The organism is Methylomagnum ishizawai (genome assembly GCF_019670005.1).
Taxonomy (GTDB): domain Bacteria; phylum Pseudomonadota; class Gammaproteobacteria; order Methylococcales; family Methylococcaceae; genus Methylomagnum; species Methylomagnum ishizawai.
In genome coordinates this window covers 1,539,090-1,552,220 of record NZ_AP019783.1, presented here as the reverse complement: position 1 = coordinate 1,552,220, position 13,131 = coordinate 1,539,090, and the positions used below count along the sequence as shown (strand labels likewise).

Sequence of the window (13,131 nt, the reverse complement as noted above, 5' to 3'; positions counted from 1 at the left end):
TCGCTCACACCCCACACTTCTTCCGCTTGCGCCAAAACGTCGCCCGGCTCATCCCCAACAAGGCGGCGGCGTCCTCGATCTTGCCCCCGGAATGTTCCAGCGCCGCCCGCAACCGTGCCGCCTCGTCCAAGCCCGCCCCGAACACCGGCCGTGGCGACCACGACCGCGCCACCGACGGCACCGATTCGCCCGCCGCCTCGCCGAATTCCGGCGGCAAATCGCCGCAGCCCAGGCTATCGCCCCGCCCCACCGCGAAGGCGTACTCGACCACGTTCTGCAATTCGCGGATATTGCCCGGCCAGCGGTAATCCAACAGCGCCCGCATCGCCTCCGGCTCGATGGACAGGATGCGGCGCTGGCCCCTGAGGTTGTGGCGGTCGATGAAATGCCGCAATAGCAACGGGATATCCTCGCGCCGGGTCCGCAACGGCGGCAGGAACACCGGCACCACCCGCAGCCGGTACATCAGGTCTTCGCGGAACCGCCCGGCCTTGGATTCTTCGCGCAAGGAACGGTGGGTGGCGGCGACGATACGGACATCGACCGTCACCGGCCGGTCCGCGCCCACCGGCAGGAAGGTCTTGTCCTGTAAAGCCCGCAACAGCTTGGCCTGCAACTCCAAGGGCAATTCCGCCACCTCGTCCAGGAACAAGGTGCCGCGGTCGGCGCGTTTGAACAGCCCGGCGTGGTCCTTGAGCGCCCCGGTGAAGGCACCGCGCACATGGCCGAACAATTCGCTTTCCAGCAGGGCGGGGCTCAGCGCCGCGCAATTGATGGCGAGGAACGGACGGCCCCGACGGCGGCTTTCCTCGTGCAGGGCGCGGGCGGCCAATTCCTTGCCGGTGCCGGATTCGCCCCGGATCAAGACCGAGGCGTCGGTCTGGGCCACGTTGCGGATGATTTGCAGGGCTTGCTTCATGGTCGGGTCGCGGGTGACGAGTCCGTGGAAGGTCTCCACCGCCTCCCGCCCGCCGAAACCCTCGCCGTCGTCCGGCTCCTGCGGTTCCGGCCACAACACCCCGATGGCCCCGGCGAACCCGCCCTGGACATCGAAGAACGCCCGCGCCGAGCGCCGGACCCGGATCGGCCCGCCATCGGCCTTTTGCACCGAGGTCGGTTCGTGGTCCAATCGACCGCGCTCGATCAAAACGCCGGGGCCGTCGCAGGACTGGCAACGCAGCACGGTTTCGACCGGCCGGCCCAAGGCTTCGGCGGCGGCGAAACCCAGCAGGCGCTCGGCGGCCTGGCTCCAATACAATACGCGGCCCTGGGCGTCGATGGCGTACACGGCGGCACCATCCAATAGCTCCGCCAAGCTGGCCAGGGCGTGTTCGGCACCAACGGCGGCGATCCAGGGTTTGAAAGTGGGCGCAAAGGTATTCACGGTGGGATTCCGGGGTCAAAGGGTTCGGTGCAACATAGGGGCGTTTAAATCGCGTTGCAACCGCGCTACCGGGCCGGGAATCCCCCGGTATCGGCCCGCCACCCGGTTCGCGGCGAATTTTCCAGCCCGGAGGCGGTAACAAGGAGGACGGTAATGTATAGAATGCGCGGTCATTTCAACTTGTCTTAGCAATGTGGTTTTTGTCATGTCGATCCTGCGATTTTTTTCTTGGTCGTTGCCGTTGCTGGCCGGGGGGCTGGCATTCCTGGTGGCGTATGGCTTGTTGTGGTCGTTCATCTTTTTCACGACGCAGGATTGCCCGCTACCGGAGCGCCTCTGGGAATTGCTCCGCACCTATGGCACGCCGGCCGGCTTCGGGATGATGGTGGCTTTGCCGGTGTATTTCCTGCAAGCCCAGCGCGAAAAACTCCTCACCCTGGTGTCCTACGACAACGGCCTAGGCCAGCAGAACCGCTATCAATTGATCGGCGAGACCGAGCGCTGGCTGGCCAAGGCGCTGGGCCGCGAGGGCCGCACCGCCGTGGTGATGTTGCAGATCATGGTGGACCACAACCAAACCACCCTCCTGCCCGCCGAACAGGCCACCGCCGCCGTGCAGCGCGTCCTGACCAATTCCATGCGCCCGACCGACCTCGTGGTCAAGTTGGAGACCGGCTATGTGCTGGTGGTCGCGCCCGGCATCATCACCGGCGAAAGCGCCCAGAACGTGATGAAGAAGGTGCATTCCATCGCCGCCGAGTATTGCAAGACCCAGTTCGCCGAGGTGGTGCTGGCGGTGAAGGCCGGCGGCTTCGTCTGCGACAAGGGCGACACCGCCCGCATCGCCATCAACGGCGTGTTCGACGTGTTCCGGCAGGCCCAGGAAAAGGTCGGCGACGCCCTGGTCACCGATTCCTCGCGCCGCCGCAGTTGGAAAGCCAGCTAACCCCGCCCACGAGACCCCCATGCCAACGCAATCCCTACCCCGGCAAGGCTTATACGCCATCACCCACGACGGCCCGCAAGATATCGACGCCCTCTGCCGGGCCGTGGCGGCGGCGCTCCGGGGCGGGGCCGTCCTGGTCCAATACCGCGCCAAATCCGCCCCGGACCCGGTGGCGGCGGCGGAACGGCTGCTGGCGCTGTGCCGGGCGGCGGGTGTGCCCTTGATCGTCAACGATTCTGTGGACCTCGCCGCCCAAATCGGGGCCGATGGCGTGCATCTGGGCCGGGACGATGCCAGCCCCCAGGAAGCCCGGCGGCGCTTGGGCGATGGGGCCATCATCGGCGTGTCCTGCTACGACTCGGTGGCACTGGCCCTGGCGGCGGAAGCGGCGGGCGCGGATTATGCCGCCTTCGGGCGCTTCTTTCCTTCCCGCACCAAGCCCCTGGCACCGCTGGCCCGGCTCGACACCCTGGCCGAGGCCCGGCGGCGGCTCCGCATCCCCCTGGCCGCCATCGGCGGCATCACCCCCGACAACGCCGCTCCCCTGCTGGAAGCCGGGGCCGGACTCCTGGCCGTGGTGGAAGGCGTGTTCGGCGGCGACGACCCCGAAACCGCAGCGCGGCGCTTCGCCCCCTGGTTCGGACCGGGCTGAGGCGGGCCGTGCCATGCGCCGGACCCACCCGGACCCGCAAACCCCGCATGAATTGGAACTGGTTATTCACCAATCTGGCCGCCGGCCTGCTGTTGCCGCCACTGAACCTGTTGTTGTTGGGCACGGTGGGGTTTTGGCTGGCGCGGCGGCGTCCGCGCCTGGGCCGTAGTTTGCTCGGGCTGGCTTTGTTGGGCTTATGGTTGCTCGCGACGCCCTGGGTTGCCGGGCGCTTGCTGGCGACCCTGGAACTGCCCTACGCGCCCATCCGGGGCGGCGAGGCCGAGGCCATCGTGATCCTGGGCGGCGGGCTGCGCTACGACGCGCCGGAATTCGGCGGCGGCGACACCTTGAACGCCCGCACCCTGGAGCGGGTGCGCTACGGCGCCCGTTTGCAACGCCTGACCGGCAAGCCGGTCTTGGTGACCGGCGGTGCCCCGGAAGGCGAAAGCGCCGAGGGGCCGCTGATGAAGGCGGTGTTGGAGGCGGAATTCGGGGTGCCGGTGGCCTGGGTGGAGGAGCGCTCGGCCAATACCCGCGAGAACGCGCGTTTTTCCGCGCCCTTGCTGAGGGCGGCGGGCATCCGCCGCATCTATCTGGTCAGCCATGTCTGGCACCTGCCCCGCGCCATCCCCGAATTCGAGCGCGAGGGTTTCGCCGTGGTCGCCGCCGGGACTGGCTATCAATCCAGCGGCGACAGCCATTGCTTCGATTTCCTGCCCAGCGCCAGCGCCCTGATGTCCAGCTATTACGCCTGCCATGAATGGGTGGGGGTGGTGTGGTACCGGCTGCGCGGGTGAGGCGGGCCGATCATGGGCGGCATTCGACCGGCAGGTACAGGGCGGGCACCGAGGTCCGGTTCGCGCCCTGGGCCACCATGCCCCGGACCGGCTCGGCATAGCCGCACAACCATGACAGCGGGCTGGCCGGGTTATCCCCGACCCGGGCGGGACGCAAGCTGATGGTTTTGCCGTTGATGGCCGGATCGGCGCGATTCCCGAGGGCGATATGGATCGCCCCGTCCTCGACGGCGATGCCGGTCGTGTAATTGCCGATGAGTTGCTCCGGGTCGGGCAGGCCCGCCGCCGGGTTGTCGCGCGGGAATTGGCCGAGCGAGGCGTAGACTTCCGTGACCGCCGTTTTTCCCGGTGCCCCCAATAACAAGGCTTCTTGGATTTGGCTGCGGATGGGGCCATCCGGCTGCGGAATGCCATTCGGAGGAGGCGCGGCGGCCATATCGGTATCCTGGCAGGAATAAGCACCGGGATTGAGCCAACAATAGACCCATTGCAGCGGATCGCGCCCGGTATCGCCCCACACCACCAGGAAGCCGACCACGAGCGCGATGCCCGCGATAGTCTGGGCCAAGCGCCCGATGCGGCTTTTGGATTGGAACACCGCCTGGACCGCGAGCGGCGCGGCGGCGACCGCGAGCAGGCCGATGAAGATTTCGATCAGGACTTTAATCAAGCACAACCCCCATGAAGTGAGGCCCATGGCTTTGGGCGGATTTCGGCTAGCGCCTTTTCAGTTTGAATGTACGGCAAATTCCGGGCGGCCTTGGAATCCAAAGCTTGTTTTGGACGCCAGCCCAGGACTGTCCGCCACCACCATACCCCCGTTCCGAAAATGCTTTAGCGCCTGAACGCACCGGATCAAGACAACGCCCACATCCTCACTCGACAATCTTGGCCAAGGCCAACAACTGCGCCCTGAGCGTGAGGCCGGCTTTCCTTGCCTTGCCGAGGTTGATATTGAAACCCAGGTGATCGTCCTTTCTGACCAGTTCGATCATGCCGCCTTGCCGGGCGAAGCCGGGAGTATCGCCGACCGTCAAAATAGGCCGGTCCATGGTTTTGTTTAAGAGGGCTTCGGCGTGGCCGCTCGCGGACAGGCCCACAAATAATACCTGACAGGATTCGAACCCGCGGTCGGCGGCGGCGGTTAAAGCCAACACTTTGAGCCCATGGTTATGAACGGTTTTTCCGCTCACTTCCGTCAGCAACGCGGCCATGACGGGTTCGCCAACCAGACAAATCGTCAAGGCCGCCGAATCGGCGAGGACCGCCGGTGGCCACTCGGTGAATTTCGCAAGATTGACGAGGATGGCGGCTTTCACCTTATATTCGGCGGTTATATCCGGCCCGGCGGACACGGGGATTGCAATCGGCACCAATACAGCGGCGACCATCAATAACCACCATCGAACCAGGATCGTATGGCCCGGACGGCGCGAAGGCATTCCGTGCATGAGCCGCAAAATGCCCTAAAACCGGTAATTCAGCATGGCCCGGAAATTACGCCCCACCTGGGGAATGCCATTCAGGCAGGCTCCCAGGTTATCGCAATGTTCTTCCCCGGCCACGCTGAAATAAGTTTGATCGAACAAGTTGTAAACGCTGGCCGAAACCTCGAAACCCTTGAGCTGTCCTTTGAAAAGCTGGTCGGTCCTCAGGGTGAGATCGACCACGGGATAACCCTCCAAGGACTTGCCCCGCCCCAACAGCGTCTTGCGGCCGCCGGTATAGAGGAACTGCGACCCCAGGCGGAAAGCCTTGTCCCAGATCGGTAGGGAAAGATTGAGCTTCACCAGACTCCCAGGCGAATTCGGGGGGGTTCCATCCGTCAAAGCGCCCTGTTGTTTCACATCCACCCAGGTATAACTTCCCCGCAGCCGGGTGCCATTCTCCCAAAAGTATTCGATTTCCGCCTCGGTTCCCCAGGCGTTGGCCTTGGCTTGGTTACGGAAGGTCAGTTGATCGTTGTCGGTGGTGAGATTGATCAGGTCGGAGATCTGGTAACGAAACCCCGAAGCCGCCATCCGCAGATGGTTCGAGGGTTGATGTTCGATCACGACTTCATAGGTGGCGATTTTCTCCGGCTGCAAATCGGGATTTGGCCGGGAGCTTCCCGATGCGTAATAGAGTTCATAGGCGTTGGGCGCACGGAACGCCGTACCGTACAAGAGTTTGAACGCCGTGCTGTCCCAGGGTTTATAAATCAGCGCGGCACGGGGATTGACCGTATCGCCGAAGGTATTGTAATAATCGTAGCGAAGACCGGCATTCAACGCCAGATCGTGGACTATATTGAAATCGTCCTGGGCATAAAAGCTGTAGCGGTAATTATGTGCGTCGCTTTCCGTATAAGGCAGGTAAGGATTAACATCAAAATTGGCCGCTTGGAGATCGAAATTGTTCTGGTATTCGCCGCCGACCACCAGCTTATGCCGGTCGAAATAGGTGCTGACGAATTTCAATTCGGTACCGGCCCAGTTCGCCCTGCCCCGGTCTTTATTGAGAGTCGGAGGGATATAAACATAGTCACCATCGTAGTTATGGCTGCCGGAATAGGCATGGGCATACAGGTTTAGGGTATCGGAAAGATCACCGCTATAGGACAGGTCTAAGAAATACTGCCGGTCGATGGTAAAGCTGCCACCGCTACCCAACAACTGCCCGAAGGAGGCGGTCGGAATTTCCTGCTTGCGGTTCACGAACCCGCCTTCCAACTTAAATCCCCGGTACGAAAACTTACCGAATAAACGGTCGGCGCGGCCGGCATCCTCATGTCTAACCTTGCCCGAATCGGAGCCGGGCGCGTTGAATTCCTGGAAAAATAGGTTCTGTCCGTCGGCGTACTGGTGCGAGCCGGATAATAGTAGGTTGGCACCATTATCGAATTGTTTGCCGTAAGTGCCCCGCTCCTTGTTATAACCGAAGCTGCCGTATTGGCCGGACAATTCGCCGCCTTGATAATGCGTTCCGTCCTTGGTGATGATATTGATCACGCCGAAAAAAGCATTATTGCCATAAAGGGCGGACCCCGGCCCCGAGACATATTCAACCCGGTCGATCAAATCGACATCGAGCAGGAAATCGGTTCCCAGGGAAGCCTGGTCGGCGGCCGGATCGTTGGTGCGATAGCCATCGATGAGCAACAGGATTTTCGAGTTGTAATCGCCGGGAGGGCTGAAACCCCGCACACCAAGGTAGTTGTAATTGTGGTCATAGTTGGTATACAGCCCACGGATGCTATTGAGGATTTCATCCAAGGTCCGGTATCCATAATCCTGGATATCCTGTGCGGTGACGATACTGACCAATGCCGGCGCATCGATCTTTTTCTGCGGGAATTTCGAGGCGCTATACACCTCGATATTCATCAGCTGCTCCAATGGCAGGTCGATCAATTCGTCCAATTCCGCGCCAAAACCAATGGTATTTGCAGTGGCCCATAGCATAGCCATGCGGGCCAAAAGCAAAGCCAATTTGAAACGGGATATGCACATAGGCTGGCGGGGCTGGTTCTCTGGCAAGCGGAGCAAATACTCATTAATTATAATAATATGGGCCTTCATTTACAGCCCGCAGTGCGATTAGCGCAGCGCAACCGCATGGATTCATATCTTCCTTACACCGCATTAATCGGGGCGAAGCGGGCCTTGCCCCGGACAGGCCCAGATAGATAAAACATAATACCATCAGCCTTTGAATCCAAGAAAGCAGCGCCCTACGGGTACACCCTTCCATGCCCCGCCCAAACCGGCCTACCAACCCGATACAGGCAACCCCACCGCGCAAAAAGGGCGGTTTGTGACCTTGTTTGTAAGATCAGGAAAATATTAGGTATAAAACCGGCAATATTCCACTAAAATCCCGGCATTAATTAAGGCTCTATATGGATTCCGGGGTCTTCTTGAGCAAGCCTTCCAGCAGTGCGGACAACAATCGCTTGCCGCGCCGCTTGGCGTTGTAGACGAATTCGAAGAAGCCCAGGTATAGCGGCAACTTGGCCTGCGAGATGCCCCGGTGGGGCCGCAGCCAGGAGCGGAGCAACGACCAGAAGCCTTCCATGGTGTTGACGTGGACCTCGTGGAAGCCGTCGCCGTCCTCGTCACGGGCATACTCGCCCTTCGAGTGGTTGACCGTCTTGTGTCCGTAGCCCCAGTCGGTCAGCTTGCCGTAGATGGCATATTCGTCGGTGTTCACCAGCGTCCCCGCCGCGACGGTCTGCGAGATCAAGGGCTTGATCGTCTTTTGTTGGACGTTGTCGAGCAGCCGGATGACCACCTCGCCGGAGCGCTGGATCATGCCGAAAACGGGCGGCTTCTCCGTGGCTTTGGTGCCGCGCCCCCGTGCGCCCTTCAGCCGCCGTCGGCGCGGCGGGCGTCCGGCTTCGGCGACCTTCTCCGGCTGGCCCTTGTGTCCGGCCACGACGTAGGTCTCGTCGCACTCGACGACCCCCGATAGCGTCACAGGCGCTTTTTTTGGGCGAGACCCCCGCGCAGACATTCCGTCATGGAATGCACGTCGTCCTTGTTCAGGTCCAGTTCCTGGGCAATCTGTGCGTTGGACAGGTTCAGGCCCATGAAGTACAGGCATAACACCCATACGGACAAGGGCTGGTGGTGCCCGGACAGCGCCGTCCCGGTCAGGTCGTCGAAGCGCCTACCGCACGCCTTGCACTGGTAGCGCCGCAGGTGCCGATCCGGCCCGTCGTAGCCGCGCCGGATGGCCTCGCCCCCGTCGCAGTGCGGGCAGTAGACGCCCTCTTGCCAGCGCAGTTGCCGGATGGTCTCGTAGCAGTGCGCTTCGCTGACCAAGTGCTTGATTGATATGATGGATGTCTGCATCCGACCATCTTAGTGGAAGACCCCGGAACACAGATAGAGCCTTAATTAATAGCCCGGCAGGGGACGGACCGGCTTTACTAAGGGCCGGGAAAAGCCCACGGCTTTCCCGTCACCAAGCAATCTTCCAGAGGAAACCGCCATGCGCCCCCTAGCCTTATCCATGCTCGCCAGCTTGCTGGTATCGGCCACCGTCCAGGCCGCGTCCACCCCCGTGCCCATCGTCAACCCGAGCTTCGAGGACGCCCCCGGCGGCCTGCCGCTGGAAGTGCCGTCCAATAGCTTCCTGGTGGTGCCGCCGGGGGGGTGGCTGGGTTGGGAGGCCTATGCCCCGGCGCAGCCCATCAATGGCAGCAATTTGGCCCTGGGGGTGTTGAACCCGACCGGTTCCACCTTCTTCCCCGGCGGCGCGCTCCACGGCAACAACGTGGCGCTGACCTGGGCCGAAAATGGCAGCGGCACCATCACGCCGATAGGCTTGCAGCAAACCCTGGACGCGACCCTGGAAGCCAATACCCGCTACGTCCTGCATGTGGAGGTCGGCAACATCGCCTCCGGCCAGAACGCGGCATACAGCTTTTACGACCTGGCCGGCTTTCCGGGCTATGCCGTCCAATTGCTGGCGGGGGACGCGGTGATCGCCGAGGACTATAACAGCCTCAACATCCCCGAAGGCGCTTTCATGACCTCCACCGTGCAGGCCGTGATCGGCCCGGAACACAAATTCCTGGGCCAACCCTTGCGGATCAGGCTCATCAACCTGGACCTGCCGAATATCCAGGAAATGGTCGTCGATAGGAATGGCGCGACACAGCAAGTCATCCTGCCGGCCATCGAGGTGGATTTCGACAATGTCCGCCTCGACGCCTCGCCCGTCGCGTACCCTTGAATCCCCCCGCAGATCCCGCGGGCCGACCGGTTCGGCCCGCCCTCCGCGCCAAGACAGCAGCCACGCCGTGGCGCCCACCCTCCAACCCGCGCGATTACCCCGTGCCCACCGGGCGGGCTGCGACCACCACCCCGCCTACCCGGCCATAACCGCCGGCATTCCTCCCACGCCGCGCCCGCTTAAGCCGGAAACCCGTGTTATCCGCCGGCCGGTGGATATCCCAAAATTCTGATTGCCAATACCCCAAATCAGGTGCAAACTGATCGGGCGTCATATATTGGCGACATTCTACCCAGAATATGGCTCATTCCAGCTTCTATAGCCACGTGGATTGCCAGATGCAATCCAACCCATCCATGGAACCCATACCCATTGGGCTGACAATCTCCGGCATCGGGAGGTTTTCCGGCCCGGCCTTGGAATTATCCAACCTGGACATCGCCAACGATATCCGGGAACGGCTCATCGATACCTACCGATGGCCCGATACGGTCAAAATCCTTATCGACAACGATGTCACCTGCATGGCGATGGCGGAAAAAGTCCTGGGGCTGGGCAGCGGCGGGCGGATTTCCAATTTCGTGTGCGTCGCGATAGGACGGGGGATCGGATCGGGCATCGTGGTCGATGGCAATACCTATAAGGGCGCGAACTATAACGCCGGCGAAGTCGGACATATGGTGATCGATATCAGCGACGACGCCAGGGATTGCCCATGCGGCTCGAAAGGGTGCTTCGAATCCTATTGCGCCGAGCGCGGCATCATGGTGGAAAGCTCCGCCATTCCGCCACCGCCGGCCGATCCAAACCGGCGCGGCCAGCCCCGCCGTATCGTCGGCACAGCCCCCGGAATCCGCCCCGCCACCGGACACGCACCATCCCAGTGCAACCTACGCCCGGAAATCCCCCCGTCCCGGCCCGGCCCGCCCCGTTCCGGCCCGCAGGCCCGCCATTCGCGCATACCCACCCCGTGGCACGGCTTCTGCAAACCCCGAGCGAAAAGACCCAGGACAGCGCCCATGAAAATCGCCCACGACGAATACGCCCACAACCAAGCTTACGACGAGCTCCTAGACGCCGACCTCAAACCCCGGCCCGCCGCCCGGGCCTTGTTCGAATACCTCGATTCCCTCCCGCCCAGCGAGGTGGAAGCCCGCCGCCAGTCGGTGGACGCCGCCATCATGACCATGGGCATCACCTTCACCGTCTATAGCGAGGCCGGTAATATCGACCGCGCCTGGCCGTTCGACATCATCCCCAGGGTCTTGGCGAAAAAGGAATGGATGCGGATCGAGGAAGGGCTGAAACAACGCCTGACCGCGCTCAACCTGTTCATCAACGACCTCTACAACGCCCAGCAAATCGTCAAGGACGGGGTGTTCCCCGCCGAGGTACTGGAAGGCTCGCGCAATTTCCGCCAACAATGCCGGGGGATTTCGCCCCGTTTCAGCGTGTGGGCGCATGTGTGCGGGACCGATTTGGTGCGCGACAAGGACGGCACGGTCTACGTGCTGGAAGACAACCTACGCGTGCCCTCCGGCGTGTCCTATATGCTGGAAAACCGCCAGTTGATGAAGCGGCTGTTCCCGGAAGTGTTCCAATCCTCCACCATCCTGCCGGTGGACGACTACCCCACCCAGCTTTACGACACCCTGGCCGCGCTCTCGCCCCGCGATATCGAACGCCCGGTGGTGGCGGTGTTGACGCCCGGCATCTTCAACTCGGCCTATTTCGAGCATAGCTATCTGGCCCAGCAGATGGGCGCGGTCTTGGTGGAGGGTTCGGATTTGTTCGTCGGCGGCGACGACCAGGTCTATATGCGGACCATCACCGGGCCGCGCCGGGTCGATGTGATCTACCGCCGCATCGACGACGATTTCCTCGACCCGGAAGCCTTCCGCGAGGATTCCACCCTTGGCGTGCGCGGCCTGATGCGCTCGTGGCGGGCGGGCAAGGTCGGCATCGCCAACGCCCCCGGCGCCGGGGTGGCGGACGACAAGGTAGTCTATGCCTTCGTGCCCAAGATCATCCAATACTATTTGAACGAAGAACCCATCCTCGCCAATGTGCCGAGCTATCTTTGTATGTACGACGAGGAGCGGGACTATGTGCTGGACAACCTGGACAAGTTGGTGGTGAAGCCCGCCAACGAATCCGGCGGCTACGGCATGATCATCGGCCCCAGGGCCACCCCGGAAGAGCGCGCCAAATTCGCCGAATTGATCCGCGCCAATCCGCGCAACTATATGGCCCAGCCCACCTTGGATATTTCGACCGCCCCCACCCTGGTCGGCGAGCAGTTGGCCCCGCGCCATCTCGATCTCCGGCCTTTCGTATTGCAATCGAACCGGCTCTACGCCACCACCGGCGGCCTGACCCGCGTGGCTTTGAAGGCCGGTTCCCTGGTGGTGAATTCGTCGCAGGGCGGCGGCAGCAAAGATACCTGGATCGTAGATACGGAGGAATAAGCAAAATGTTATCCCGAGTCGCCGAGAATCTTTATTGGATGGCCCGCTATCTGGAACGGGCCGAGAATACCGCCCGCCTCATCAATACCACGACCCAGGTTTTGCTGGATCTGCCCAAGGGCGCGTCCTTCGGCTGGGATATCCTGCTGAAGGTGGTCGGGCTAGATAAGTTGTTCGACGAACACTATACCGAGGCCAACGAGGCCAATATCATGCGCTTCCTGATCCAGGACGAGCGCAACCCGAGTTCCTTGGTTTCCTGTGTGCGCTGCGCCCGCGAGAACAGCCGCACCTTCCGCGAAATCCTGCCCAAGGAATTCTGGGAGCGGGTGAACGGGCTTTATCTTTATATGCGCGAACACGCGCCCGCCGCCGCCCACAACCGGGCGCAACGCTACGAGGTGTTGAACCAGGTGGTGGACCGGGGCCAATCGCTGGCCGGGATGTTGGTCGGCTGCATGAGCCACGATCTGGCCTACCAATTCATCGAACTCGGGCGCAATCTGGAACGGGCCGACATGACCTCGCGCATCGTCGATATCAATTCCGCCGTACTGCTGCCCCGCGATGGCGGTGCCTTGGAGCCGATCCAGGAACGGCTATGGATGAGCGTCTTGAAGGCTTTGAGCGCCTATCAGATGTACCGCCGCCATGTCGATGTGCATGTGCGCGGCACCGCCGTGTTGAGCTACCTGCTACTGGACCCGCATTTTCCGCGCACCGTGCGCCATTGCCTCGCCAAGATCGACGAATGCCTCTCCACCCTGCCCGACCACGCCCAGGCCATGCGGGCGGCGCGGCGGTCCTGGCGGCGGTTGGCGGGCTTGCGCTGGGAGGGTTTGACGCCCGCCGTATTGCACGAGTATCTGGACCAATGCCAGAAGGATTTCGGCGATATCCATGCGGCGGTTTCGGCGCAGTATTTCTATCGGGAGCAGCCGGAAACCTTGCCGCCCACACAGCAGCAAGCGGCATAGCCCAGAAAACCCCATAGCCCGGATGCCGCCACGCTGCGTCCAGGCTGCTTTTCCCTTGGGACGCGGCGCGTCCCCGAACCCAGTCCCATCCGGCGCGTTACTGCCATTCAAGTTAAACGGGGTTTTGGAGTCCAAAACAAACCTTGGGCTCCGGCCTCGACCGCTCGAGTAGTGTTAATTTAACGG

The 13,131-nt window shown here is 62.1% G+C and carries 12 protein-coding genes; 6 read left to right on the top strand and 6 right to left on the bottom strand.

What is annotated here, in order from left to right; genetic code table 11:
* Positions 1–4 precede the first annotated feature (4 nt).
* Positions 5–1,384, bottom strand: coding sequence for a sigma-54 interaction domain-containing protein (locus tag K5658_RS07195; RefSeq protein WP_221066268.1), 1,380 nt, complete (start codon positions 1,382–1,384; stop codon positions 5–7).
* A 205-nt stretch (positions 1,385–1,589) separates the two neighbouring features.
* Here K5658_RS07195 and K5658_RS07190 point away from each other — a divergent pair, with 205 nt between their 5' ends.
* The 3 genes from K5658_RS07190 to K5658_RS07180 are packed head-to-tail and all read left to right on the top strand — an operon-like array spanning position 1,590 to position 3,779.
* The gene (locus K5658_RS07190) at positions 1,590–2,330 is read left to right on the top strand and encodes a hypothetical protein (RefSeq protein ID WP_221066267.1); all 741 of its coding nucleotides are present in this window, start codon (positions 1,590–1,592) and stop codon (positions 2,328–2,330) included.
* 19 nt (positions 2,331–2,349) lie between these two features.
* Positions 2,350–2,982: a thiamine phosphate synthase gene (gene thiE, locus K5658_RS07185; protein ID WP_221066266.1), complete on the top strand. Its 633-nt coding sequence runs from the start codon at positions 2,350–2,352 to the stop codon at positions 2,980–2,982.
* A gap of 47 nt (positions 2,983–3,029) precedes the next feature.
* A complete protein-coding gene (locus K5658_RS07180) occupies positions 3,030–3,779 on the top strand; it encodes a YdcF family protein (protein WP_221066265.1) in 750 nt (249 codons plus the stop codon).
* A gap of 10 nt (positions 3,780–3,789) precedes the next feature.
* On the opposite strand, the gene K5658_RS07175 is transcribed toward K5658_RS07180, so the two are convergent.
* The 5 genes from K5658_RS07175 to K5658_RS07155 form a co-directional block, all read right to left on the bottom strand.
* The gene (locus tag K5658_RS07175) at positions 3,790–4,476 is read right to left on the bottom strand and encodes a pilin (RefSeq protein ID WP_221066264.1); all 687 of its coding nucleotides are present in this window, start codon (positions 4,474–4,476) and stop codon (positions 3,790–3,792) included.
* A 178-nt stretch (positions 4,477–4,654) separates the two neighbouring features.
* Positions 4,655–5,170: a YfiR family protein gene (locus tag K5658_RS07170; RefSeq protein WP_221066263.1), complete on the bottom strand. Its 516-nt coding sequence runs from the start codon at positions 5,168–5,170 to the stop codon at positions 4,655–4,657.
* Positions 5,171–5,245: 75 nt separating this feature from the next.
* Positions 5,246–7,339, bottom strand: a complete 2,094-nt coding sequence (locus tag K5658_RS07165; RefSeq protein WP_221066262.1) for a TonB-dependent receptor plug domain-containing protein — start codon at positions 7,337–7,339, stop codon at positions 5,246–5,248.
* A gap of 316 nt (positions 7,340–7,655) precedes the next feature.
* Positions 7,656–8,237 (bottom strand): IS1595 family transposase, encoded by a 582-nt coding sequence (locus tag K5658_RS07160; protein WP_246628586.1) that lies wholly within the window; start codon positions 8,235–8,237, stop codon positions 7,656–7,658.
* On the bottom strand, positions 8,234–8,614 hold the full coding sequence (locus K5658_RS07155) for a transposase (protein ID WP_221066218.1): 381 nt from the start codon (positions 8,612–8,614) through the stop codon (positions 8,234–8,236). The genes K5658_RS07160 and K5658_RS07155 overlap by 4 nt, the downstream gene beginning before the upstream one ends.
* Before the next feature lie 139 nt (positions 8,615–8,753).
* Between K5658_RS07155 and K5658_RS07150 the strand changes: the two genes are divergently transcribed.
* The 3 genes from K5658_RS07150 to K5658_RS07140 all read left to right on the top strand — a co-directional run bounded on the left by K5658_RS07150 (position 8,754) and on the right by K5658_RS07140 (position 12,945).
* A complete protein-coding gene (locus K5658_RS07150) occupies positions 8,754–9,500 on the top strand; it encodes a hypothetical protein (protein WP_221066261.1) in 747 nt (248 codons plus the stop codon).
* Between the two features lie 338 nt (positions 9,501–9,838).
* A complete protein-coding gene (locus K5658_RS07145) occupies positions 9,839–11,968 on the top strand; it encodes an ROK family protein (protein ID WP_221066260.1) in 2,130 nt (709 codons plus the stop codon).
* Positions 11,969–11,973: 5 nt separating this feature from the next.
* Positions 11,974–12,945, top strand: a complete 972-nt coding sequence (locus tag K5658_RS07140; RefSeq protein ID WP_221066259.1) for an alpha-E domain-containing protein — start codon at positions 11,974–11,976, stop codon at positions 12,943–12,945.
* Positions 12,946–13,131: the final 186 nt, after the last annotated feature.

What these genes read in the sequence shown, in the direction of transcription:
- K5658_RS07190 (WP_221066267.1), top strand. Translation starts at nt 1,590, where the DNA reads ATGTCGATCCTGCGATTTTTTTCTTGGTCGTTGCCGTTGCTGGCCGGG.
- thiE (WP_221066266.1), top strand. Translation starts at nt 2,350, where the DNA reads ATGCCAACGCAATCCCTACCCCGGCAAGGCTTATACGCCATCACCCAC.
- K5658_RS07180 (WP_221066265.1), top strand. Translation starts at nt 3,030, where the DNA reads ATGAATTGGAACTGGTTATTCACCAATCTGGCCGCCGGCCTGCTGTTG.
- K5658_RS07175 (WP_221066264.1), bottom strand. Translation starts at nt 4,476, where the DNA reads ATGGGCCTCACTTCATGGGGGTTGTGCTTGATTAAAGTCCTGATCGAA.
- K5658_RS07170 (WP_221066263.1), bottom strand. Translation starts at nt 5,170, where the DNA reads ATGGTCGCCGCTGTATTGGTGCCGATTGCAATCCCCGTGTCCGCCGGG.
- K5658_RS07165 (WP_221066262.1), bottom strand. Translation starts at nt 7,339, where the DNA reads ATGAAGGCCCATATTATTATAATTAATGAGTATTTGCTCCGCTTGCCA.
- K5658_RS07155 (WP_221066218.1), bottom strand. Translation starts at nt 8,614, where the DNA reads ATGCAGACATCCATCATATCAATCAAGCACTTGGTCAGCGAAGCGCAC.
- K5658_RS07150 (WP_221066261.1), top strand. Translation starts at nt 8,754, where the DNA reads ATGCGCCCCCTAGCCTTATCCATGCTCGCCAGCTTGCTGGTATCGGCC.
- K5658_RS07145 (WP_221066260.1), top strand. Translation starts at nt 9,839, where the DNA reads ATGCAATCCAACCCATCCATGGAACCCATACCCATTGGGCTGACAATC.
- K5658_RS07140 (WP_221066259.1), top strand. Translation starts at nt 11,974, where the DNA reads ATGTTATCCCGAGTCGCCGAGAATCTTTATTGGATGGCCCGCTATCTG.